General features: G+C 61.9%; 18 protein-coding genes, 1 pseudogene and 1 riboswitch. Of the genes and pseudogenes, 12 read left to right on the plus strand and 7 right to left on the minus strand.

All coding sequences use genetic code 11. From position 1 onward, the window contains the following. Positions 1–67 precede the first annotated feature (67 nt). The 4 genes from nrdE to CO655_RS31095 all read right to left on the minus strand — a co-directional run bounded on the left by nrdE (position 68) and on the right by CO655_RS31095 (position 5,945). Positions 68–2,272, minus strand: coding sequence for a class 1b ribonucleoside-diphosphate reductase subunit alpha (gene nrdE / locus CO655_RS31080; protein WP_097667819.1), 2,205 nt, complete (start codon positions 2,270–2,272; stop codon positions 68–70). After that, the gene (gene nrdI, locus CO655_RS31085) at positions 2,251–2,655 is read right to left on the minus strand and encodes a class Ib ribonucleoside-diphosphate reductase assembly flavoprotein NrdI (protein ID WP_097667820.1); all 405 of its coding nucleotides are present in this window, start codon (positions 2,653–2,655) and stop codon (positions 2,251–2,253) included. The genes nrdE and nrdI overlap by 22 nt, the downstream gene beginning before the upstream one ends. Before the next feature lie 13 nt (positions 2,656–2,668). Next, entirely contained in the window at positions 2,669–2,890 is a 222-nt protein-coding gene (gene nrdH, locus CO655_RS31090) for a glutaredoxin-like protein NrdH (RefSeq protein ID WP_010068756.1), read from the minus strand. 259 nt (positions 2,891–3,149) lie between these two features. Then, positions 3,150–3,376, minus strand: a riboswitch (cobalamin riboswitch). Positions 3,377–3,713: 337 nt separating this feature from the next. Then, a complete protein-coding gene (locus tag CO655_RS31095) occupies positions 3,714–5,945 on the minus strand; it encodes a heavy metal translocating P-type ATPase (RefSeq protein ID WP_097667821.1) in 2,232 nt (743 codons plus the stop codon). Between the two features lie 71 nt (positions 5,946–6,016). Here CO655_RS31095 and CO655_RS31100 point away from each other — a divergent pair, with 71 nt between their 5' ends. The 12 genes from CO655_RS31100 (at position 6,017) to CO655_RS31155 (ending at position 20,100) form a co-directional block, all read left to right on the plus strand. Continuing rightward, the gene (locus tag CO655_RS31100; RefSeq protein ID WP_010029773.1) at positions 6,017–6,439 is read left to right on the plus strand and encodes a helix-turn-helix domain-containing protein; all 423 of its coding nucleotides are present in this window, start codon (positions 6,017–6,019) and stop codon (positions 6,437–6,439) included. 68 nt (positions 6,440–6,507) lie between these two features. Next, positions 6,508–7,716: a TIGR03862 family flavoprotein gene (locus CO655_RS31105; protein ID WP_097667822.1), complete on the plus strand. Its 1,209-nt coding sequence runs from the start codon at positions 6,508–6,510 to the stop codon at positions 7,714–7,716. A gap of 210 nt (positions 7,717–7,926) precedes the next feature. After that, complete coding sequence (locus CO655_RS31110) at positions 7,927–8,886, plus strand: helix-turn-helix domain-containing protein (protein WP_097667823.1); 960 nt, start codon at positions 7,927–7,929, stop codon at positions 8,884–8,886. Between the two features lie 168 nt (positions 8,887–9,054). Continuing rightward, on the plus strand, positions 9,055–10,563 hold the full coding sequence (adh, locus tag CO655_RS31115; RefSeq protein ID WP_097609025.1) for an aldehyde dehydrogenase: 1,509 nt from the start codon (positions 9,055–9,057) through the stop codon (positions 10,561–10,563). Positions 10,564–10,778: 215 nt separating this feature from the next. Further along, the gene (locus tag CO655_RS31120) at positions 10,779–11,171 is read left to right on the plus strand and encodes a DUF779 domain-containing protein (protein WP_097667824.1); all 393 of its coding nucleotides are present in this window, start codon (positions 10,779–10,781) and stop codon (positions 11,169–11,171) included. A 193-nt stretch (positions 11,172–11,364) separates the two neighbouring features. Then, positions 11,365–11,961, plus strand: a complete 597-nt coding sequence (locus tag CO655_RS31125) for a DJ-1/PfpI family protein (RefSeq protein ID WP_097667825.1) — start codon at positions 11,365–11,367, stop codon at positions 11,959–11,961. Positions 11,962–11,985: 24 nt separating this feature from the next. Then, positions 11,986–12,336 carry a ribbon-helix-helix domain-containing protein gene (locus CO655_RS31130; protein WP_097609023.1) on the plus strand — a complete coding sequence of 117 codons (351 nt, stop codon included), beginning with the start codon at positions 11,986–11,988 and terminating at the stop codon, positions 12,334–12,336. Between the two features lie 174 nt (positions 12,337–12,510). Next, positions 12,511–13,218 (plus strand): SDR family NAD(P)-dependent oxidoreductase, encoded by a 708-nt coding sequence (locus CO655_RS31135; RefSeq protein ID WP_010030582.1) that lies wholly within the window; start codon positions 12,511–12,513, stop codon positions 13,216–13,218. A 148-nt stretch (positions 13,219–13,366) separates the two neighbouring features. Further along, on the plus strand, positions 13,367–14,497 hold the full coding sequence (locus tag CO655_RS31140) for a calcium:proton antiporter (protein ID WP_097667829.1): 1,131 nt from the start codon (positions 13,367–13,369) through the stop codon (positions 14,495–14,497). A 131-nt stretch (positions 14,498–14,628) separates the two neighbouring features. Beyond that, a complete protein-coding gene (locus CO655_RS31145) occupies positions 14,629–15,393 on the plus strand; it encodes a DUF4239 domain-containing protein (RefSeq protein ID WP_170965078.1) in 765 nt (254 codons plus the stop codon). Positions 15,394–15,681: 288 nt separating this feature from the next. Then, entirely contained in the window at positions 15,682–16,875 is a 1,194-nt protein-coding gene (locus CO655_RS31150) for an efflux RND transporter periplasmic adaptor subunit (protein ID WP_097667826.1), read from the plus strand. 42 nt (positions 16,876–16,917) lie between these two features. Beyond that, on the plus strand, positions 16,918–20,100 hold the full coding sequence (locus CO655_RS31155; RefSeq protein WP_097667827.1) for a multidrug efflux RND transporter permease subunit: 3,183 nt from the start codon (positions 16,918–16,920) through the stop codon (positions 20,098–20,100). A 14-nt stretch (positions 20,101–20,114) separates the two neighbouring features. On the opposite strand, the gene CO655_RS31160 is transcribed toward CO655_RS31155, so the two are convergent. The 3 genes and pseudogenes from CO655_RS31160 to CO655_RS34580 all read right to left on the minus strand — a co-directional run bounded on the left by CO655_RS31160 (position 20,115) and on the right by CO655_RS34580 (position 22,232). Continuing rightward, positions 20,115–20,444 carry a hypothetical protein gene (locus CO655_RS31160; protein WP_037141560.1) on the minus strand — a complete coding sequence of 110 codons (330 nt, stop codon included), beginning with the start codon at positions 20,442–20,444 and terminating at the stop codon, positions 20,115–20,117. Beyond that, complete coding sequence (locus CO655_RS31165; RefSeq protein WP_097667828.1) at positions 20,441–21,229, minus strand: DUF2092 domain-containing protein; 789 nt, start codon at positions 21,227–21,229, stop codon at positions 20,441–20,443. Before CO655_RS31165 ends, CO655_RS31160 begins: the two co-directional genes overlap by 4 nt. 206 nt (positions 21,230–21,435) lie before the next feature. After that, a pseudogene (locus CO655_RS34580) lies at positions 21,436–22,232 on the minus strand (hypothetical protein). Between the last annotated feature and the right edge of the window lie 252 nt (positions 22,233–22,484).

The following is a 22,484-nucleotide window of genomic DNA, read 5'->3' on the forward strand; positions in this document are numbered from 1 at the left end:
GGGGAGAAGGTGCCGGCAGGCGGATGAGGGGGCTACAAGCTCGAAACTCTCGGCCAGCAGCCCAAAATCAAAGCGTACAAGACACGCAGCCCTGCACCTCGGTGCCGGACAGCGCCATCTGGCGAAGGCGGATGTAGTAGATCGTCTTGATGCCCTTCCTCCAGGCGTAAATCTGCGCCTTGTTGATGTCGCGCGTCGTCGCCGTGTCGCGGAAGAACAGGGTCAGCGACAGCCCCTGGTCGACATGCTGGGTCGCCGCCGCATAGGTATCGATGATCTTCTCCGCCCCGATCTCATAGGCGTCCTGATAATAATCGAGATTGTCGTTGGTCATGAACGGCGCCGGATAGTAGACGCGGCCGATCTTGCCTTCCTTGCGGATCTCGATCTTCGAGACGATCGGATGGATCGAGGAGGTCGAGTGGTTGATATAGGAGATCGAGCCCGTCGGCGGCACCGCCTGCAGGTTCTGGTTATAGAGGCCGGAGGTCATGACAGCCGTCTTCAACGCCGCCCAATTCTCCTGCGTCGGAATATGGATTCCTGATTTGTCGAACAGCGCCTGCACCTTCTCGGTCGCCGGCTTCCATTCCTGCTCGGTATATTTGTCGAAATAGTCGCCGGAGGCATATTTCGAATTTTCGAAGCCCTTGAAGCTTGTGCCGCGTTCGACCGCCAAAAGGTTCGAGGCGCGGATCGCGTGATAGGTCACCGTATAGAAGTAGATATTGGTGAAATCGACGCCTTCCTCCGAGCCGTAGAAGATGCGTTCGCGGGCGAGATAGCCGTGCAGGTTCATCTGGCCGAGACCGATCGCATGGCTTTCGTCATTGCCCTTCTCGATCGACGGCACCGAGGCAATATGGCTCATGTCGGAAACGGCCGTCAGCGCCCGGATCGAGGTCTCGATCGTCTTGCCGAAATCGGCGGAATCCATGGCTGCGGCAATGTTCAGCGAGCCGAGATTGCAGGAAATATCCTTGCCGAGATGCTTGTAGGAGAGGTCGTCATTATATTCGCTTGCCTCGCTGACCTGCAGGATCTCGGAGCAGAGATTGCTCATCGAAATGCGCCCGGCAATCGGGTTCGCCCGGTTCACCGTGTCCTCGAACATGATGTAGGGATAACCGCTCTCGAACTGGATTTCGGCGAGCACCTGGAAGAATTCGCGCGCCTTGATCTTCTTCTTCGAGATGCGCGCATCCGCCACCATCTCCCGGTACTTTTCCGTCACCGAAATCTCGGTGAAAGGCACGCCGTAGACGCGCTCCACGTCGTAAGGCGAGAACAGATACATATCCTCATTGTTTCTCGCGAGTTCGAAGGTGATGTCGGGTACGACGACGCCGAGCGACAACGTCTTGATACGGATCTTCTCGTCGGCATTTTCGCGCTTCGTGTCGAGGAAGCGCATGATGTCGGGGTGATGGGCGTTGAGATAAACGGCGCCGGCTCCCTGACGGGCACCGAGCTGGTTGGCATAAGAGAACGAGTCTTCGAGCAGCTTCATCACCGGAATGATGCCCGAGGACTGGTTCTCGATCTGCTTGATCGGCGCGCCGGCCTCACGGATGTTCGTCAGCGACAGCGCCACGCCGCCGCCGCGCTTCGACAATTGCAGCGCCGAATTGATCGACCGGCCGATCGATTCCATATTGTCCTCGACCCGTAGCAGGAAGCAGGAAACCAGTTCGCCGCGCTGCTTCTTGCCAGCGTTGAGGAAGGTCGGGGTCGCCGGCTGGAACCGGCCTGAAATGATCTCGTCGACCATGTCGCGGGCAAGAGCCTCGTCGCCGCGCGCCAGGGTCAGCGCCACCATGCAGATGCGGTCTTCGTAGCGCTCGAGATAGCGTTTTCCGTCGAAGGTCTTCAGCGTATAGCTGGTGTAATATTTGAAAGCGCCGAGGAAGGTCGGGAAACGGAATTTCCTGGCATAGGCCTGATCGAACAGGTCGCGGACGAAATTGAAGGAATACTGATCGAGTACCTCCTGCTCGTAATAGCCCTCGGTCACGAGGTAATCGAGCTTTTCCCTCAGATTGTGAAAGAACACCGTGTTCTGGTTCACATGCTGCAGGAAGTACTGCTTCGCCGCCAGGCGATCCTTGTCGAGCTGGATCCTGCCCTCATGGTCATAGAGGTTCAGCATGGCGTTCAGCGCGTGATAGTCGAGCGTTTCCGCCGCTTTCAAAGGACGTTCGCCGGCGGGATGAGCAAAAGTGTTATGCGATTTTGCGCCCGCATCCCGCGTCAGAGTTGTTCCCGTGTCCAAAATCGTTCCATTCCGTGTTTGACGTTGGCGACATCCTCGGCCGTGCCCATGAGCTCGAACCTGTAGAGGTAAGGCACCTGGCATTTGCGCGAAATCACGTCGCCGGCGAGCCCGTATGTCTCGCCGAAATTGCTGTTGCCCGCGGCAATCACGCCGCGGATGTGTCCTCGGTTCTCCGCATCGTTCAGGAAACGGATCACCTGCTTGGGAACGGCACCCTTGCCACCGTCGCCGCTATAGGTCGGTACGATGAGAACGAAGGGTTCGCGGATAGGGAACGCCTCTGCGCCGCTTGAGGGAATGCGCGCCGCGCGCAATCCGAGCCTGGCGACGAAGCGATGGGTATTCTCCGATCGGCTGGAATAATAGACGAGCAGCCCCATCGCCGTTTTCCGGTCAGGAGAGCGCGCTGATCATATCGGGACGGAAACCCGCCCAATGCCGCTCGCCGGCGATGACGACGGGCGCCTGCATGTAGCCGAGGCTGCGGACGCGATCGAGCGCTTCGGCATCCTGCGAGATATCGACGATATCGTAATCAACGCCCAGGCGGTCGAGGGCGCGATAAGTGGCGGTGCATTGGACGCAGGCAGGTTTGCTATAGACGGTAACGCTCATCATCTTCCTCGTGATATCAAAGAATTCAGGACGCAATACTGGGATCGGGCGCCTTGCGACGTCCGGGGCAACGCTTGATGGTGATCTGGCAAAGTCGGCGCTTTAAACGCCCGATACGATCCCTTTCGGGATTTGCGCGGGCGGCGGCCTTGATCTTCTCGACATGACTTCAACCCGAAGTGCTCATGCGGACGTTCGGGGCAGCGCAACAGGCGCGGATCATTCCGCTTCATGCACGCGACCTTCCGGACACCCCGCCCGTGGACATCTAGTTCAAGGCAGGTCTCCTGACTTGCGGGTCGAAGCACCCTGCCCCAGCCTTCCCGGAGCATCATGCTCCAGTGACCTGAAATCGGACAGTTGCTCGCCGCTTACAGTTGCGGGGGCAGCTCCGGCCTTGTTGCGCCGTCATGGCGAAACGCACCGTATTCCCGTCTTAGCCCGCGATCCTGACGAATCGAAGGAACCTTGAACACTAGATATAGTACGCGAATCCAAAATCACGTCAACGGATGGTTTGTGCATTGCGTTACGGCAGGTTTGAAATCACTGCGTTCCTGTGAAAAACATGGATAAGGAAGACTTAACGAATGCAGGCTGTGGAGAAGGTCGGATGAAGAGAGCGAGCCTATAGCCACTCTCAATTTGATGACCAACCTCCCTCTCCGCGTCATCCTCGGCCTTGTGCCGAGGATCTGCTGCCTATCGATCGGAGGCAGATGCCCGGGACAAGCCCGAGCATGACGAAAGAGGGGTTGGCGCCCCTTATCAGCGGTCTACGCCACTCTTCAGGTGACGAGCGCCGCAGGGACGACATCGGGTGTTATGTCCTTACTCGAAGCAGCCTGAGCGCGTTGATCGTCACCAGCACGGTGGCGCCGGTATCGGCGAGAATCGCCGGCCAGAGACCGGTGATGCCGGCAATCGTCGTCACCAGGAACACCGCCTTCAGCCCGAGGGCGATGGTGATGTTCTCTAGGATATTGCGCATCGTTCGTTTGGAAAGTTCGATCATCCGCGCCACGTCGCCGACGCGCCCGTGCAGCACGGCGGCATCGGCCGTCTCCAGCGCCACATCGGTGCCGCCGCCCATGGCGATGCCGATATCGGCGGCGGCCAGCGCCGGAGCGTCGTTGATGCCGTCGCCGACCTTGGCGACGATGAAACCCTGACGCTTCAATTCGCCGACGACCCGCTGCTTATCCTCAGGCATCATTTCGCCGCGCCAGTCGATGCCGAGCATGCCGGCAACGGCTGCCGCCGTCCGCCTGTTGTCACCTGTCAGCATCATTGCCTTGACGCCGGCCGATCCGAGCGCGGACAGCCCGGCCTCGGCATCCGCGCGCGGCTCGTCGCGCATGGCGATCAGGCCGGCCGCAACGCCATTGACGAGCAGCACGGATACGCTCTTGCCCTCGTCGTTCAGAACAGCAATGCGTGCATCCTTTTCGCCATCGAGTGCTCCGCGCTCGCGGGCCGCGGATGGCGACAGCAGGTCCAGCGTCTCACCGCCGACTTTGCCGCTGACACCCTTGCCCGGCAGCGCTTCCAGCTCGAAGGCCGGCGGCACGGGGACGCCGTCCGCCCGAGCACGGTTGAGGATCGCCAGCGCCAAGGGATGGCTGGAGCCCTGCTCCAGCACCGCCGCACGCGACAAGACCTGCGCCTCGCTCAATCCGAAGGCAACGATATCAGTCACCTGAGGCTTGCCTTCCGTCAGCGTGCCTGTTTTGTCGAAGGCGACCATCGTGACCTTGCCGAGCGTTTCCAGCACCGCGCCGCCCTTCATCAGCAGCCCGCGCCGCGCGCCTGCTGACAGCGAGGCGGCAATCGCCGCCGGCGTCGAAATGACGAGCGCGCAGGGGCAGCCGATCAGCAGGATGGCAAGGCCCTTATAGATCCATTCACCCCATGACCCATCGAACAGCAGCGGCGGGACTGTCGCCACCAGTGCTGCGACCACCACCACGCCGGGCGTGTAATAGCGCGAAAACCGGTCGATGAAACGTTCGGTCGGCGCCTTCGATTCCTGCGCTTCCTCCACCAGCTTGACGACGCGGGCGATGGTATTGTCGGCCGCGGCCGCCGTGACGCGTATCCGGAGCACAGAATCGCCATTCACGGTTCCGGCAAAGACGATGGCATCGACACCCTTGCGCACCGGCGTGCTCTCGCCCGTCACCGGCGCCTCATCGATGGCGCTCTCGCCGGAGACAATGACACCGTCCGCCGAGATGCGGTCGCCGGGACGCACCATGATGATCGCGCCGACGGCGAGGCTTTCCGCCGGCACCTCCCGCGTCTGGCCATTGTCTTCGAGCAACGCATTCTTCGGCACCAGGGCCGTCAGCGACTGGATGCTTTCGCGCGCCTTGCCGGCCGCCACCCCCTCCAGCAGCTCGCCGACGAGAAACAGAAAGACGACGGTCGCTGCCTCCTCGCCGGCATTGATGATGACGGCGCCGACGGCGGCGATCGTCATCAGCATCTCGATCGAAAACGGTGTGCCCGATCGAGCCGCCATGATGGCGCGACGCGCGATCGGCACCAGCCCGACCAGCATGGCGATGACGAAGGCGTAGGATGCGACCGCAGGCACGAGATGGCCGATGGCATAGGCGGCGATTAGCGCTGCACCCGAGACGATGGTCAATCGACCCTTCCGGCTTTGCCACCAGGAACCGGTCATCGGCGCATGGTCACGCCCATGCAGCCCCTCGATTTTCTTTTTGCCATGATCGTGACCTGCGTGATCATGATCATGGTCGTGACCGGCATGATCGCCGTGGTCGTGATGATCGTGCGGGCCGTGATCTTGTGCCGGCGCCGCGCTTCCGGTAAGGGGCGAAACCGAATAACCGAGCCCCGTCACCCTCTTCTCGATCACCTTGAGGTCGCTGCTGCCGTCATGCCGGACGGTCATCGTGCCCGCCACCACCGAGACGGACACATCGGCGACACCCGCCACGCGCCTGACCGCCGTGTCGATCTTGGTCGCACAGGCGGCGCAATCCATGCCGCCGACCCGGTATCGTGTCTCGCTCGTCTCAGCCATGATCCGCTTCCTTGTCAAACAGAAGCATCCCTCCTACATCCTCTAGCGACTAGAGGTGCAAGAGGAAAATCATGAAAAAGATCACGATCGGCGAAGCCGCTCGCCGGAGCGGAGTCAAAGTGCCGACGGTGCGTTATTACGAGAGCATCGGCCTGCTCGCGGCCCCGAGCCGCAGCGAAGGCAACCAGCGCTCCTTCGAACCCGCCGATATCAGCCGCCTCACCTTCATCCGCCATGCCCGCGAACTCGGCTTCGAGATCGAGGCGATCCGCACGCTGCTCACCCTGCAGGATGATCCGCACCAATCCTGCGCCTCTGCCGATGCCATCGCCAAGGCTCGTCTCGTCGAGGTCGAGCAGCGCATCCGCAGCCTGATGGCGCTGAAGGCCGAACTCGAAACCATGGTGGAAGGTTGCGGCCATGGCCGCGTCGACCAATGCCGTGTCATCGAGGTTCTCGCCGACCACGGCCAGTGCACGCATCCGCACCATTGATCCCTGCCCTTGCAGGCAATCGACGCCCGCGCCAAAACTGCACCAGATAGAATCGGGCGAAGACATCCATGAACCAGAAGCGAATTGCGATCATCGGCGGCGGCCCGGCGGGCCTGGCGGCGGCCGAGCTGCTTTCGCTCTCCGGCCATGCGGTGACGGTCTACGACGCCATGCCGACCTTCGCCCGCAAGTTTCTGCTCGCCGGCAAGTCGGGGCTGAACATTACCCATTCCGAGGATTATGCCCGTTTTGCCACACGCTTCGGCGCCGCCTCTGCCCGCCTGCGCCCCGCTCTCGATGCCTTTACCCCTGGCAATATCAGGGATTGGGCAGCAGGGCTCGGGACCAAGACTTTCGTCGGCTCGTCCGGCCGGGTCTTCCCTGATGTGATGAAAGCCTCTCCCTTGCTGCGCGCCTGGCTCAAGCGGCTGGAGGCGCAGGGCGCCACCCTGCGCACCCGCCACCGCTGGATCGGTTTTGCCGATGAGGGCTATGTTTTCGAAACGCCCGAAGGACGCAGCATCGTCCACTGCGACGCAGCCCTGCTGGCGCTCGGCGGCGCAAGCTGGCCGCGCCTCGGCTCCGATGCACGCTGGCTGTCCTGGCTATCGGAGAAGGGCGTCGAGATCGACGCCTTCCAGCCTGCGAATTGCGGCTTTGTCGTCGACTGGAGCGAAAGCTTCCGCGCGCGTTTCGCCGGCGAGCCGGTGAAGTCGGTCACCGCCACCTCCGACGCCGGCACCTTTCCCGGCGAGTTCGTCATCACCGCAAACGGCATCGAGGGCAGCCTGGTCTATGCCCATGCGGCAAGCCTCCGCGACCGGCTGCAGAGCCACGGCAGCGCTGCCCTGACGCTCGACCTCGCCCCGGGCCGGACCGTCGAAAGGCTGATCCGCAACCTCACGCGCCAGGATGCCAAATCGAGCTTTTCAAACCGCCTGCGCAAGGGCGCCGGCCTCGACGGGGTCAAGGCGGCCTTGCTGCGTGAGCTCGCTGCCGAGCGCGACCGAGCCGACCCCGGACGTCTCGCCGGCATGATCAAGGCCCTGCCGGTGCCGGTTCTCGAAACGAGGCCGATCGGCGAGGCCATCTCCTCGGCCGGCGGCATCCGCTGGAGCGGCATCGACGATGGCTTCATGTTGAAGGCGCTGCCTGGCACCTTCGTCGCCGGCGAGATGCTCGACTGGGAAGCGCCGACCGGCGGCTATCTCCTCACCGCCTGCCTTGCGACCGGACGCGCCGCCGCACGCGGCATCGAAGCCTGGCTGCGACGCTGACCATCTCCGCCAAAACTGGGCAAGGATCGCGACGCGCAGACGAATGGCTGTGAACCCGATCTAGATCAAAGACGTAGCGTATCCGTCGGGCAAAGATCACGCATGCTTTTCAGCATCACTGCGGTGAGGAGGAAGGCGGCCGTCGCTGCGTGCAATTGCAAACCGGCCGCTTTTCCCTCAGATTATGCTGACGTTCCGTGGGAGGAGCAGATGCACGAACAGTCAGCACATGCGGAGCATGTCTATAGCTCTGCGCAGCGGAATTCCGCCGCCGCGAGTTCTCCGATTGTCGCTTCCTGGCGGCGTTGCATGACCATGCACCGGCTCGCGCCCGAGGACGAACGTGCGCCGCTGCGTCTGACCGACGAGGAATTTCACCATGCCCGCGAACAGTCCGAACGGCTGGTCGCCGGCGCGACCGAGGAGCTCGACCGGCTCTTCACCACGGTCGGCAAAGCCGGCTGCTGCATCCTTCTGACGGACAGGAATGGCATTGCGCTGGAGCGCCGGGGCGCTGCCGGCGACGATAAGGACTTCCGCCAGCTCGGTCTCTGGACCGGTTCGGTGTGGACCGAGGCGAGCATCGGCACCAATGGCATCGGCACCGCACTTGCCGACGAGCGCGCCGTCGCCATCTTCCGCGACCAGCATTTCTTCTGCTCGAATATCCGCCTGAGCTGCACGACGGCGCCGGTCCGCGATCATCGCGGTGAACTCGCCGCCGCCCTCGACATCTCCACCTGCCGCGAGGACGTCAACGAAATGACGCTGGCGATCCTGACGCAGACCGTGCGCGATGCGGCGATGCGCATCGAACTCAACCTCTTCCGCTCGGCCTTTCCCGGCGCCCGCTTCCTGATGGTCCCGGCCGGCGCCAATTCGGCCGCCGCCCTGCTTGCCGTCGACAGGCATGATCTCGTGCTTGGCGCCACCCGCGCCGCCCGCATCGCGCTGCAGCTGGACGACAAGCGGATTGCGGCCGGCATCCCGGCCGCCGATGCTCTGCGCGAAGCCGTCGTTTCACAACAGGAAGAGATGGTCGAGGCGGAAAAAGCGGCCTTGCTGCGGGCGCTGTCGCGCACCAGCGGCAACGTCTCGCAGGCTGCGATCGCGCTCGGCATAAGCCGCGCCACGCTGCACCGGAAGATGAAGAAGTTCGACCTGCATTAGCCCGACCCCGAACATGTCACTGACATGGTTATCCTGATGCGGCCCTGTCGCATGTCTGCGACAGTGTGCACTGCGGTATGGAAGACCTCCCCTGTTCCCTTCGGCAAAACACGCCCATTTTCCCTCCACTGGTTCACTTGGGAACCTGGCTCATCTTGGGAGGATGACATGCTTCATCAGAAAATCGTCGAGTCGCCGTTCAAGCTGAAATACGGCAACTATATCGGCGGCGAATGGCGCGAGCCGGTCGAAGGCAAGTATTTCGAAAACCTGACGCCCGTCACCGGCGGCAAGCTCTGCGACATTCCCCGTTCCGATGAAAAGGACATCAATCTCGCACTCGACGCCGCCCATGCGGCCAAGGAAAAATGGGGCCGCACCTCCGCTGCCGAACGCTCCAACATCCTCATGAAGATCGCCGAGCGGATGGAAGACAAGCTGGAATTGCTCGCCCAGGCCGAGACCTGGGACAATGGCAAACCGATCCGCGAGACCATGGCGGCCGACATTCCGCTGGCGATCGACCACTTCCGCTATTTCGCCTCCTGCATCCGCGCCCAGGAAGGCTCGATCGGCGAGATTGATCACGATACGATCGCCTATCACTTCCACGAGCCGCTTGGCGTCGTCGGCCAGATCATTCCCTGGAACTTCCCGATCCTGATGGCCACCTGGAAGCTCGCTCCCGCGCTTGCCGCCGGCAACTGCGTCGTCTTGAAACCTGCCGAGCAGACGCCGGCCTCGATCCTGCTCTGGGCCGAACTGGTCGGCGATCTGCTGCCGCCCGGCGTGCTCAACATCGTCAACGGTTTCGGCATCGAGGCCGGCAAGCCGCTGGCGACCAGCCCCCGCATCGCCAAGATCGCCTTCACCGGCGAGACGACGACCGGCCGGCTGATCATGCAATATGCCAGCCAGAACCTCATTCCGGTGACCCTGGAACTCGGCGGCAAATCGCCGAACATCTTCTTCGCCGATGTGATGGCCGAAGATGACGATTTCCTCGACAAGGCGCTCGAAGGTTTCGCGATGTTTGCCCTCAACCAGGGCGAAGTCTGCACCTGCCCGAGCCGCGCGCTCGTCCAGGAATCGATCTATGACCGCTTCATGGAAAAGGCGGTCAAACGTGTCGAAGCGATCAAGCAGGGCAACCCGCTCGATTCCGCCACCATGATCGGCGCCCAGGCCTCGAGCGAGCAGCTCGAAAAGATCCTCGCCTATCTCGACATCGGCAAGCAGGAGGGGGCTGAGGTCCTGGCTGGCGGCTCCCGCAACGATCTCGGCGGCGATCTGGCGAACGGCTATTATGTCAAGCCGACGATCTTCAAGGGTCATAACAAGATGCGCATCTTCCAGGAGGAGATCTTCGGGCCGGTGGTCTCGGTCACGACCTTCAAGACCGAGAAGGAAGCGCTCGAAATCGCCAACGACACGCTCTACGGCCTCGGTGCCGGTGTCTGGAGCCGCGACGCCAATCGCTGCTATCGGTTCGGCCGCGAGATCCAGGCCGGCCGCGTCTGGACCAATTGCTACCACGCCTATCCCGCCCATGCCGCCTTCGGCGGCTACAAGCAATCGGGCATCGGCCGCGAAACCCACAAGATGATGCTCGAGCACTACCAGCAGACCAAGAACATGCTGGTGAGCTACAGCCCGAAGGCGCTCGGTTTCTTCTGAGAACTTTCGTGTGGTGGGAGGGAGTGTCAAAAACCTCCCCAACCCTCCCCACAAGGGGGAGGGGCTTAACGTGTGGCGCTCGCCGTACTCGCTCTCGGCCGCAGCATATTGTGCATCCGGCTTGTTGTTTTGCGAGGCGGTGCTTAGCCCCTCCCCCTTGTGTGGAGGGGTTGGGGAGGGGACTTTTTCCTCCCGAAACGTTTGGAGGAAGACCGATGGAAACGACCGTCAACGGTGAACCGCGTGTTCTCGCAACCGACGCAGCCCTTGATCTGATCGCTGAGATCAAGCGCGATTATCCCGATATCCTCTTCCACCAGTCCGGCGGCTGCTGCGACGGCTCCTCGCCGATGTGTTACCCCGCCAATGAATTCATGGTCGGCGACAGCGACGTCAAGCTCGGCGAGATCGGCGGCGTCCCGGTCTATATCAGTGCCAGCCAGTTCGAGGCGTGGAAACACACACAGCTGATCATCGATGTCGTGCCGGGTCGCGGCGGCATGTTCTCGCTCGACAACGGCCGCGAGAAACGTTTCCTCACCCGTTCGCGCCTTTTCGGCGGCGGCGAGGCCTGCGCCGTCCCGGATGCTACGGTCAGAACAGTCTGATGCATGCCGCTAGAGCATGATGCCGAAAAGTGTGAGCGGTTTTCGGGCGACATCATGCTCTAACTCTTTAATTTACAGGCGGTCTGGCGCGCAACATGCTTCCCACTGAGAATTTCGCCTGTAGTATTCCCATAGTACCTTCTGTCCGACGGTCTTTGTTAATCTTCGTCGGTTGGTTTCAAAGGAGGATACGATGCCAGCTTCAAAGATCCTGATGATAACAGGTGATTTCACCGAAGATTATGAAACGATGGTGCCGTTCCAGACGCTGCTCGCCTGCGGCTATACGGTCGATGCCGTCTGCCCCGGCAAGAAGGCGGGTGAGAGCGTCGCCACCGCCATCCATGATTTCGAGGGCGACCAGACCTATTCCGAAAAGCGCGGCCATAATTTCGCGTTGAACGCCACTTTCGACAGCGTGCGGGCAGAGGACTACGATGCCCTCGTCATCCCCGGTGGCCGCGCGCCCGAATATCTTCGCCTCAATGCCGACGTCATCAACACGGTCCGGCACTTCTTCGATGCCGGAAAACCTGTTGCAGCCATCTGCCACGGTGCGCAGCTGCTTGCCGCTGCCGGCGTATTGAAGGGCCGCACCTGCTCGGCCTATCCTGCCTGCCGGCCGGAAGTCGAACTGGCCGGCGGCGTTTATGCCGATATTGCGATCACCGACGCGGTCTCGGACGGCAATCTGGTCACGGCGCCGGCCTGGCCGGCGCATCCCTCCTGGCTGCGCCAGTTCTTGGCGGTGCTCGACGCCGCGTCGATGCCTGAAACCAACGCCGCCTGACAAGGGCGGCACCGGGAGGACGACATGTGTGAACTCTTCATCAAAGCGGATGCGCTGCTATGGGAAAGCACCACGCGGTCGCTGCGCATCGACGGCATGGTCACCAGCGTCAGGCTGGAGAACTTCTTCTGGTCGAAGCTCGAGGAAATTGCCCGGCGCGACGGCATGAACGTCGTGCAACTGATCACCCGGCTGCATCATGAGTCGATCGACGCCGGTCACGATCTCGGAAATTTCACATCCTTCCTGCGCGTCTGCTGCGCCCGTTATCTCGACCTGCAGCTCACCGGGGATATCCCCGCCGATGTCAGCCGCCCGATCTCCGAGCTGGATGCGCCGGTCATCCTCGGCCGCGAACGGGAAAAATATCACTGAAGCCTGGCCCGGCGAACCGCCGATGACGCGGGCAGAGCTCTCCACGGGGAACTCTGCCGACAATCCTGAGATACCTGACTGTGGCGCAGCTGCACGGGGGTTGCGTTACGGCGCAGCCTGGATCAACAATGCGCGGCATCATCCAGCACCGGCACCGTCAGGAGATCGATTGCCATGAACGAGCAGAAAGCCGTGATCGTCACGGGAGCCGGCGGCAACCTTGGCAGCGCCGTTGTCCGCGAGCTTGCCGCAGGCGGCGCCAAGCTCGTCTGCATGAACCGGTCGAGCCAGGAATTGGAAGCCTTGGCCGGCGAGCTTCCCGCCTCCACCGAGTTCCTGTCGATCGCCGGAACGGAACTCACCGATTACGCGTCCTGCGCCGCCGCTGTCGCCCGCGCCGTCAAGCGCTTCGGCGGGGTCAGCGCCCTGGTCAATACGGTCGGCGGCTTCCAGATGGGACCGGTCGGGCCGGATGCGCCTGTCCAGTGGGACACGATGATGACCGCCAACGCCCGCACTGCGCTGACGATCAGCGCTGCGGTTCTCCCGACCATGAAGACAGCAGGCTATGGCCGCATCATTCACATCGCCGCCGCCCCCGGCCTGAAGGCCGGAGCCAATCAGGCGGCCTACGCCGCTTCGAAAGCCGCCGTCATCCGGCTGACCGAGGCAATCGCTGCGGAAAACCGCGATCACCGCATCACCGCCAACTGCATTCTGCCCGGGACGATCGACACGCCTGAAAATCGCGCCGCCATGCCCAATGCGAAGACGGACGGCTGGGTATCGCCGCAATCGATCGCCCGCCTCATCGCCTTCCTGATTTCACCGGCCGCAGCTGTCGTTACCGGCGCGGCGATCCCGGCAACCGGACGCGAATAAAGCAAGGCCTTACCTGTCTCATGGCGCCATCTGGCGTGCGGCATGGTCCTTTTGTATTCTCGGGCAGCAGACCGGGCTTTGAGAGCGGGCAGGACACGATGGTGTTGATGATCGCATTGCGGCAGCATGCGGAATGGCGGTGGTTTCGATGACTGACAGGCCCGCATTGCGCACCGCCGCCGCCATCGGCCTGCGCGAGGAATGGTTCCTCGGCGTCAGCATCGCAACCAGCCTGATATTCCTCGCTTTTCCAGAGCAGCTCTTTCGCCGGCTTTCCGATCCGCTTTGGTTCGCTGTCGTTTTCGGCTGGCTGTTTGCCGTCGTTCTCGGCTCCGCCTTGTCTGTCGTGCGGCATGCTGATCATCTGGCCGAACGGCTGCGGGAGCCTTACGGCACGCTCATTCTGACGCTCGCCATCACCTCGATCGAAGTCATGGCAATCTCCGCCGTCATGATTCACGGTGAAAACAACCCGACACTTGCGCGCGATACCCTGTTTGCTGTCGTCATGATCATCTTGAACGGCATGGTCGGCCTGTCATTGCTGCTCGGCGCGTGGCGGCGGCCGGAACAACAGCATAATCTGCAGGGCGCCAACGCCTATCTCGGCGTCATCGTGCCGCTGGCAACGCTGAGCCTCGTCATGCCGACATTTCTGGCCGGCCCGGACGGCCAGCATCCGTCGGCGACGCGGCAATTGATATTGGGCATCGTCTCGGTCGGCCTTTACGCCACATTCCTGTTTCTGCAGGCCGGCCGCCATCAGGATTATTTCACCACCGACCGCAACCGCCAAGGGCATCCCGGCGAACACGCCATGCCACGTGGCCCGCTCTGGCCCCATGCCGTTCTGCTCTTCGCCTACATGGGTCCCGTCGTCTTTCTCGTCGAACAGCTTGCGCGGCCGATCGACTACATCATCGAAACCCTGCATGCGCCGGCCGCATTCGGCGGCGTTGTCATGGCCATCCTTGTCGCAACGCCCGAGGCGATCAGCGCCGTGCGCGCATCCATCGCCGACAATCTCCAGCGCTCCGTCAATATCTTTCTGGGTTCGGTCCTGTCGACCATCGGGCTGACGGTGCCGGCGATGCTCGTCGTCAGTCGCCTTTACGGGCACCCGGTCACCCTGGGCCTGGAACACAGCGATCTGGTGATGCTCGTACTCACCCTGGCCGTCAGCATCATTACCTTTGCCAGCGGCCGCACCCATTTGATGCAGGGCGCCGTCCATCTGGTGCTTTTTCTGGCTTACGTGCTGCTCATCTTCCAGCAATGACCTCCGCGCAAGAATAGCAAAGTAAAAATCTCCACGCTCGGTTGGTCTTCCGCTATGATGACGACCGCCATTGTACAGCTTGCAAGCATCGCGGCGCCTGCCGGGTGACCGTGACGATACGGAGACGGGACGTGAGCTCACTGTTGCTTGGCGGGCTGGTATTTGTTTTTCTGTCGGCGGCGACATCGATAGGAATGATGGTGCGCGGCCGCTTGCCGGATCATCATCTCAGCTCGGAATCCAAGGACGTCATCAGGCTCGCGACCGCGGTCGTAGGGACGTTGTCGGCCTTGGCGCTGGGGCTGTTGATTGCTTCCGCCAAATCGACCTACGACAACGCCGAAGTGGAGATGAGAACGGCGGCGGCTCGGGTCCTGCTGCTGGACCGCGTCATGGCGCAATACGGCCCGGAAACCGGCGATGCCCGTCGGCTGCTGCGCCAACTCATCGAAAGACGGCTGAGCCGCGGCTGGACTGCCGCAACCACCGACGAGGCATCCGGCAAGGCGCCGGGAGAATATCAGGATATAGAGGCCGTTCAGGGCGATCTTCGATCCTTATCGCCGAAGGATGCCATGCAGCACTCTCTCCAGACCCGCGCCCTCGATGTCAGCGGCATGGTGGCGGAAACCCACTGGCTGCTGGTCGAATCCGGCAGCGAAGGCTTGCCCTGGGCCTTCCTCGCCGTTCTCGTCTGTTGGCTCTCTCTGCTTTTTGCGACCTTCGGGCTGCAGGCACCGCCCAACCCGACGGTGCTGTCCATTCTCTTTGTCTGTGCGCTTTCCGTCGCCGGCGCGGTCTTCCTGATCTCGGATATGGCCAATCCATATATCGGGCTCGTGCGTGTCTCCGATGCACCCTTGCAGTCCGCCATCGAGCGGCTTGGAAAACCGTAACTGCGTCACGAACCCTCCTGCCCGGCTCTTTTGGCATCAACCCAGTTCAATTGTGCACGAGGGGCTATTGCAATTTTTAGCAATGCCGCGACATAATATCGCATGCCTTGAACCTTCGGCAGGCCATTGGGGGCAGCCGTCGAGGCACGCATGAAGACGACAGCGCCGCGCGTCTTTCAGACCCGCAAAGGACGCTGTCGCCGTTTGAATTGCTGCATAAGTTATCCCTAGATCGATTCCGATTTCAGGAATTATGCGGTGGGCTCTTGACATGTCGAGGCGGCGGCAATGCGTGGGAGATTGCAACAGGGTCTGCGACTTTTTGTGACATTTGCCGGCATGGCTCTTCTCGCCGGCTGCGAGGAGAGCGGCAACAGCTATGTTCCGCCTCCCCCGCCTGTGATTCGGGTCGCCCAGCCGGTCCAGCAGCCGGTGACGCTCTATTTCGAACTCACCGGCAATACCGCGCCGCTCAATGCCGTCGATATCGAGGCGCGCGTTCAGGGCTATATCCAATCCATCGACTACCAGGACGGCATGATGGTGAAGAAGGGCACCAAGCTTTTCGGCATCGAGCGCGATACCTACCAGGCGCAACTGGATCAGGCGAAGGCATCGCTCGCCTCGCAGCAAGCCTCCCAGGTCGGCGCAAAGCAGGAATATGACCGGCAGCTCAATCTCATGAAGCAACAGGTCACCACCCAGACCGCGGTCGACAGCGCCAAGGCCACACTCGACGAGGCGAATGCCGCCATCCTCAACGCCCAGGCCAATGTCGAACTCGCGACGATCAACCTCGGCTATACGGAGGTGCTCGCTCCTTTCGACGGCATTGTCACGGATCACCTCGTCGATATCGGCACGCTGGTCGGCGTGTCCGGCCCCACCAAACTTGCGAGCATCGTCCAGACCGATCCGCTTTATGCCTATTTCAACGTCAGCGAAACGCAGGTGCTGATGATCAAGGAAACGCTGGCAAAGCAGGGGCGCACCTTCAGGCAGACGGATCTTCCGAGCATACCGGCGGAGATCGGCTTGCAGACGGAGGAAGGCTATCCGCACAAGGGGCATCTCGACTACGTATCCCCCCAGCTCGACGCCTCGACGGGCACCCTTCAGGTGCGCGCCTTGTTCGACAACAAGGACCACGCCATGCTGCCGGGCCTTTTCGTCAGGGTGCGCGTGCCGGTCGGCCACAACGACAAGGCCCTTCTGGTACGCGACGACGCGATCGGAACGAACCAGCTCGGCAGCTACGTGCTCGTTCTCGGCAAGGACGACATCGTCGAGCAGAAGCCGATCAAGACGGGCCAGCGAGAGGGCCCGCTCCGCGTCATAGCGTCCGGTCTCGACGCGGCGGACCTCGTTGTCATTCAAGGTATCCAGCAGGCAATCCCGGGCAGCAAGGTCGCGCCCGAGAAAATGGACATGAACCCGGCGGCGGCGGCCGCCGGTGCCAAGGCCAACACCACCACGCAGTGAACTCACCACCGTGCTTCATCTGAACGTCCAAAGGACAACAGCATGATCTCGCGTTTCTTCATCGAGCGGCCGGTACTCGCCAACGTCCTGGCATTGGTCTTCGTGCTGGTCGGCGCGGTCGCCCTCTTCCAACTGCCCGTGGCGCAATATCCGAACGTCGTCCCGCCGACGGTGCAGGTGACGACCCGTTTTCCCGGCGCCAGCGCGCAGACCCTCGTCGACACCGTGGCGCTGCCGATCGAGCAGCAGGTCAACGGCGTGCAGGACATGCTCTACATGCAGTCGACGAGCGCCAGCGACGGCACCTATTCCCTGACCGTCACCTTCGCCATCGGAACGGATCCTGATCAGGCGCAGGTTCTGGTCCAGAACCGCGTCGCGATCGCGATGTCGTCGCTTCCGGAAGCTGTCCAGCTTCAGGGCGTGACGACGCAGAAGAAATCGACGGCGATCCTCGGTTTCGTCAGCCTGACTTCGCCCGACAGCCGCTATGACAGCCTGTTCCTGTCGAACTACGCCGTCATCAACCTTCAGAACGAGCTCTCCCGTCTGCCGGGTGTCGGCAACGTCACCGTGTTCGGCGCCGGCCAATATGCCATGCGAATCTGGATGGATCCGAACCTGCTGCAGGCGCGCGGTCTGACCCCGCAAGATGTCGTCAGCGTCGTGCAGCAGCAGAGCCAGGAGGTCGCCGCCGGCCAGATCGGCATCCCGCCGGTGCCGAAAGGGCAGCTTTTCCAATACACCCTGAACGTCAACGGCCGGCTGAACGAGGCAGCTGACTACGAGAACATCGTCGTCAAGGTCGAAAGCGGACAGGGCGGCCGCATTACCCGCGTGCGCGATATCGGTCGTGTCGAACTCGGCGCGCAGACTTACAGCCAATCCTTCATGCAGAACGGCCGGCCGGCGGCGGGCATCGGCATTTTCCAATTGCCGGAGGCGAACGCCATTGCGGTGGCACAGGCGGTGCGCTCGAAGATGGAAGAGCTCTCAAAGAGCTTCCCGCCCGGCCTCGAATATCACGTGCCGTTTGACACGACGAAATTCGTCGAAGCCTCCATCGACGAAGTTTACGTCACCCTGATCGAGGCGGGTGTGCTCGTTCTCATCGTCATTCTCATTTTCCTGCAGGATTGGCGAGCGATGCTCGTACCCGCGACGACCGTTCCGGTCACCATCATTGGCGCCTTCGCGGCCATGGCGGCATTAGGTTTCACGGTCAATCTCTCGACGCTCTTTGCCATCGTTCTCGCCATCGGGATCGTCGTCGACGATGCCATCGTCATCGTCGAAGGCGTCGCCCGGCACATCGAGGCGGGCATGTCCGGCCGAAAGGCGGCCGAGAAGGCGATGGAGGAGCTGCTTGGCCCGGTCATCGGCATCACACTGGTGCTGATGGCCGTTTTCATTCCCGCCGCCTTCCTGCCCGGCCTGACCGGGCAACTCTATCGGCAGTTCGCGCTCGTCATCGCCGCGACCGCGCTGATCAGCGCCATCAACGCCGTCACGCTCAAACCGACGCAATGTGCCCTCTGGCTGCGCGCGCCGGTACCGCTCGAAAAACGCAACATCTTCTATCGCGGCTTCAACAGGGGCTACGATTGGGGTGAACGCCGCTATGCCGGATTGATCGGATCGATGACCCGCCGCAGCGGCATCATCGCCATCGCAGCGCTCGTGCTGATCGGGGTCGCCGTCTGGGGCCTCACCCGCCTGCCGACGGCCTTCCTGCCCTTGGAGGATCAAGGCTATGTGCTGATCAGCGCGCAGCTGCCCGATGGCGCCTCGAAGGAGCGGACCGACGCCGTCATGGAGGAGGTCGGCAAGATCGCCGAAGCCGCGCCCGGCGTCGATCAGGTGCTGACCATCAGCGGCATTTCCGTCCTCGACAACAATGCCAGCCTGCAGAATGCCGGCGTCGCCTATGTCGTTCTCAAGGATTGGGACGAGCGCGGCAAAGAGAAAGGACAGGACCTGCTGTCGATCTATCAGCATTTGAACGACGCCCTGCAGCATGTGCTAACGGCCAAGACGCTGGTGGTCGTGCCACCGCCGATCCAGGGCGTCGGCAATGCCAACGGCTTTACCATGCAGGTCGAGCTCCGCAACGGCGTATCCGACTATCCGCTGCTGCAATCGCTTGCCGACACGATCGTCAAGAACGGCAATGCCCAATCATCGTTGCAGAGGCTGAGCACGCCTTTTCGCTCGAATGTGCCGCAGCTTGCAGTCTCCGTCGATCGCGTCAAGGCGGAGACGCTGGGCATTACGGTGGGCCAAGTCTTCTCCGCTCTATCAGGCTATGTCGGATCGAGCTATGTCACCCAGTTCAACAAATTCGGCCGCACCTTCCAGGTCTATGCGCAGGCCGCATCCGATTTCCGCGTCAGCCCCGACGATATCCGCAATTTGAAGGTCAAGGCCGGCGACGGGACGATGGTGCCGCTCGGCACGGTCGTCGATGTCACCACGACGCAAGGTCCCTCGCTGATCAGCCTCTACAATCTCTATCCCACCGCCACCATCGTGGGTGGACCGGCCGCCGGTTTCAGCTCCGGCCAGTCGCTCGAGGTCATGGAGCAGATCGCCGATCATACATTGCCGACGGGAACCGGTTTCGAATGGACGGCGCTCTCCTATCAGGAGAAGGCCGTCGGCGGGCAGATCTACTTCATCTTCGCGCTCGCCATGCTGCTCGTCTATTTCGTGCTCGCCGGCCAGTATGAAAGCTGGATCCTGCCGCTGGCGGTCATATCAGCCGTGCCGCTCGCCCTGCTCGGTACGGTCGCGGCACTGACGGCGGCGGGCGTCGCCAACAATCTCTATACGCAGATCGGCCTTATCCTGCTGATCGCGCTCGCCGCCAAGAATGCCATCCTCATTGTCGAATATGCTCGGGAAAAACGGGCGGAAGGCATGGAAATTCTGGACGCGGCCGTCGAGGCCGCCCGCCTGCGTTTCCGGCCGATCCTGATGACGTCCTTCGCCTTTATCCTCGGTGTCCTGCCGCTGGTGCTGGCGACCGGCGCCGGCGCATCGGCCCGCAAGTCGATCGGCATATCTGTTTTCAGCGGCATGATCGCCTCGACCTGCCTCGCCATCCTCTTCGTTCCGTCCTTCTACGTGCTGCTGCAGCGCCTTGAGGAGCACTGGAAGCGGCGCGGCGCGACTGTAAGCACGGCCGCGAGCGCGGAGGAAGCGGAGATGTCGAACGTCCGGTAAGGCGATCGCAGCAATTATTGCACGATCACCTGCACATAGACGTTGCCGCTCTTGGCGTAATAATAACCGCCGCATCGATAATAATAGCCGCCGTAATAGGGACCATAGCGGCAGCCTGCCGGAAGCACGGCGATGGTCGTCGTCGTGCGTGTGACGACCCGCCTTGTCGTCCGGCGGGCCACGCCCGCATAAGAGAGCGGCGTCAGCGGCCTGCCGATGACGGCGCCCGCCGGCGTGGCAAAGCCGATCGACAATGGCACGGATACCTGCTCCTCGATATGAAAGCCGGTGAATGTCAGGACGCCGGCCAGGCCGAGGGCGAAGAACAGCTTCCTATAGGTCATTTTACCTCTCCCATACTGGCAGCCTCAGGCAGCTCATCAAGCGATTGCAACTCACTGAGATCGACCGTCTTTGCGCTGGCTGGAACCTCGATAGTGTAGGAAACGGCCGCGACATCCGCTCCGCTTTTGAAGTCGCTGATTTCGAGCGTGTATTGCGGCGCCTGGACGACGTGCTTGCTGGTGATGACGTAACGGCGGGGTATCGGTTGCGGGCCGCTCTCTATCCAGATTTGCCAGTCGATCTCGGGCGTTCGAAAGGCCAGATACTCGCATTCGACCCCATTCACGAAAGCGCTGGAAATATGCTTGGCCTCTGTCACATCCGACATAAGCACGTCATAGACGTTGGAGGATAGAAGATCGGCGCCCGGCGCTTCGACGCCTGCGGTCATCAGCCTGTCGATCAGCTCATCGAGCGAACCCTTGCCATCGATCTTGGCATAGGCGTCGAGGTTCTTGCCGTGAACCGTCAGCGACGAACCGTCGAAACTCACGTCGAGGTCGGCAAAGCCGCCGGTCCTCGTGACCCGCAGCTTGTCGGGGCGGGTCAGATTGGCCGTCCCGGAGCTGACGAACTGGAGTTTCTCGAAGGCGGGCGTCACCGCTTCGAGCGACGATTGATAGGTGAAGGAGTTCGTCTTCTGCGCCGTCAGAAAATCGGACATTGTCTTCAGAAGAGCCTTGGCATCGTCGGCCCAGGCGCTTGTCGGCGGTGCGAGGCTGACGGCAAGCGAGGCATAGAGGAGGATCCGCTTCAATCGCGGGAAAGGGAAAGTCGATGACATGGCAATGCCTTTCGTTCGTGACGTCATTGATTTCATCGAATGGCAGATGACAGCTGCCGGATATTCCGCCAGCCGGACAGGAAATCTGAGAGATGCAATGCATGCCGGCGGGCAAAGGGTGCTTGTCCCCGCCTCTGCGGGATCGCGCACCGAATTTCTGCCTGGTGCGCGACGACCTCTTTCTGAGAGCAAGTTTCGAACGGGCGCTACAATCCCGAGGTCAGCACGCGATGGCAGGCAGGCGATACGCGCTGCAGATTGTCGCGCAGACAAGTGATGCCCCGCCCTCCGCCTAAAGGCACCATGCGGCACAAGGCCCGGAAGTCCGCTCCGCAGGTTTCCCGCAGGATCATCACTTCCTCACGCGGGGAGAAGGCTGGCATCATTGCCGAAGGGGCGGGCGTGATTGCGCCGGTGGCGGCCGCATCGCTGGCGGCCGCTCCGCCTGATCCCCCCAAAGCCGCAACGGCTTGCTGACATGGCGCCGATAGAGCGGCATTATGCTGTTGCAGACAGCTGAGGGCCGCCGCCCCGCCCGGCGTCACCCCGGAGCATTGCGCCATGAAATCGCGCTGGCAGGCCGATTTGACCGCATTGCGCTGCGCGCCTGCGTCGGCTGATGCGCCGGCGTGCCGGTCGCAGGCGCCGGGGTCGCCGTCGCGGTGTTTGCAGGTGCCGCCGGTGTAGGTTCCGCAGATGTCGACTTGGGTTTGACGTTCACCGCCGAAACCGCCTTCCGGCAGCCTTCCGAAAGCGCAGCGCTATGTTGCTGCAGGCAGGTCAGCGCCTCGATACCGCCCGGCGTCACTCCGGAGCATTTCGCGATGAAATCGGAGCGGCACTCCGCCCTGATCGCCTCGCGCTGCTCTTCGGTCGGCGCTTGCGCGGATGCAATCCCGGCAAAGAACACCATCGCGCAGAACGCAGCCGACGCGGAGATTGCCGATTGATAAGGATGCCTCCCATATGGAGACGTCGCTAGAGAAGATCCCCATTTTCGCATGATTCCCCCCTGTAAATCTCTGATCTACTTCATGAAATCGAACTGCTCTCTGAACAGGATAATAGGCGCCGCCGAATGGACGGACGTTACTTGCTGCTATGGAAATATATGATGCGCCTGAACTAGGTATATTAGAATATTATCTTCTTAGCAACTATTTCGTCGTCGCTCGAAAATCGATGACAACTTGCAGGGATATTATTTCGGCGATCCAGAAACGACAAAAGCCCGCTTGAGGCGGGCTTTTTGAGT

It is taken from the genome of Rhizobium sp. M1 (assembly GCF_002531805.1).
In the GTDB taxonomy this organism is placed as follows: Bacteria; Pseudomonadota; Alphaproteobacteria; order Rhizobiales; family Rhizobiaceae; genus Rhizobium; species Rhizobium etli_C.

Excerpts from the sequence above, each read along its gene's own strand:
- nrdI (WP_097667820.1), bottom strand. The coding sequence starts at position 2,655 with ATGGGGCTGCTCGTCTATTATTCCAGCCGATCGGAGAATACCCATCGC.
- nrdH (WP_010068756.1), bottom strand. The coding sequence starts at position 2,890 with ATGAGCGTTACCGTCTATAGCAAACCTGCCTGCGTCCAATGCACCGCC.
- CO655_RS31095 (WP_097667821.1), bottom strand. The coding sequence starts at position 5,945 with ATGGCTGAGACGAGCGAGACACGATACCGGGTCGGCGGCATGGATTGC.
- CO655_RS31100 (WP_010029773.1), top strand. The coding sequence starts at position 6,017 with ATGAAAAAGATCACGATCGGCGAAGCCGCTCGCCGGAGCGGAGTCAAA.
- CO655_RS31105 (WP_097667822.1), top strand. The coding sequence starts at position 6,508 with ATGAACCAGAAGCGAATTGCGATCATCGGCGGCGGCCCGGCGGGCCTG.
- CO655_RS31110 (WP_097667823.1), top strand. The coding sequence starts at position 7,927 with ATGCACGAACAGTCAGCACATGCGGAGCATGTCTATAGCTCTGCGCAG.
- adh (WP_097609025.1), top strand. The coding sequence starts at position 9,055 with ATGCTTCATCAGAAAATCGTCGAGTCGCCGTTCAAGCTGAAATACGGC.
- CO655_RS31120 (WP_097667824.1), top strand. The coding sequence starts at position 10,779 with ATGGAAACGACCGTCAACGGTGAACCGCGTGTTCTCGCAACCGACGCA.
- CO655_RS31125 (WP_097667825.1), top strand. The coding sequence starts at position 11,365 with ATGCCAGCTTCAAAGATCCTGATGATAACAGGTGATTTCACCGAAGAT.
- CO655_RS31130 (WP_097609023.1), top strand. The coding sequence starts at position 11,986 with ATGTGTGAACTCTTCATCAAAGCGGATGCGCTGCTATGGGAAAGCACC.
- CO655_RS31135 (WP_010030582.1), top strand. The coding sequence starts at position 12,511 with ATGAACGAGCAGAAAGCCGTGATCGTCACGGGAGCCGGCGGCAACCTT.
- CO655_RS31140 (WP_097667829.1), top strand. The coding sequence starts at position 13,367 with ATGACTGACAGGCCCGCATTGCGCACCGCCGCCGCCATCGGCCTGCGC.
- CO655_RS31150 (WP_097667826.1), top strand. The coding sequence starts at position 15,682 with ATGCGTGGGAGATTGCAACAGGGTCTGCGACTTTTTGTGACATTTGCC.
- CO655_RS31155 (WP_097667827.1), top strand. The coding sequence starts at position 16,918 with ATGATCTCGCGTTTCTTCATCGAGCGGCCGGTACTCGCCAACGTCCTG.
- CO655_RS31160 (WP_037141560.1), bottom strand. The coding sequence starts at position 20,444 with ATGACCTATAGGAAGCTGTTCTTCGCCCTCGGCCTGGCCGGCGTCCTG.
- CO655_RS31165 (WP_097667828.1), bottom strand. The coding sequence starts at position 21,229 with ATGTCATCGACTTTCCCTTTCCCGCGATTGAAGCGGATCCTCCTCTAT.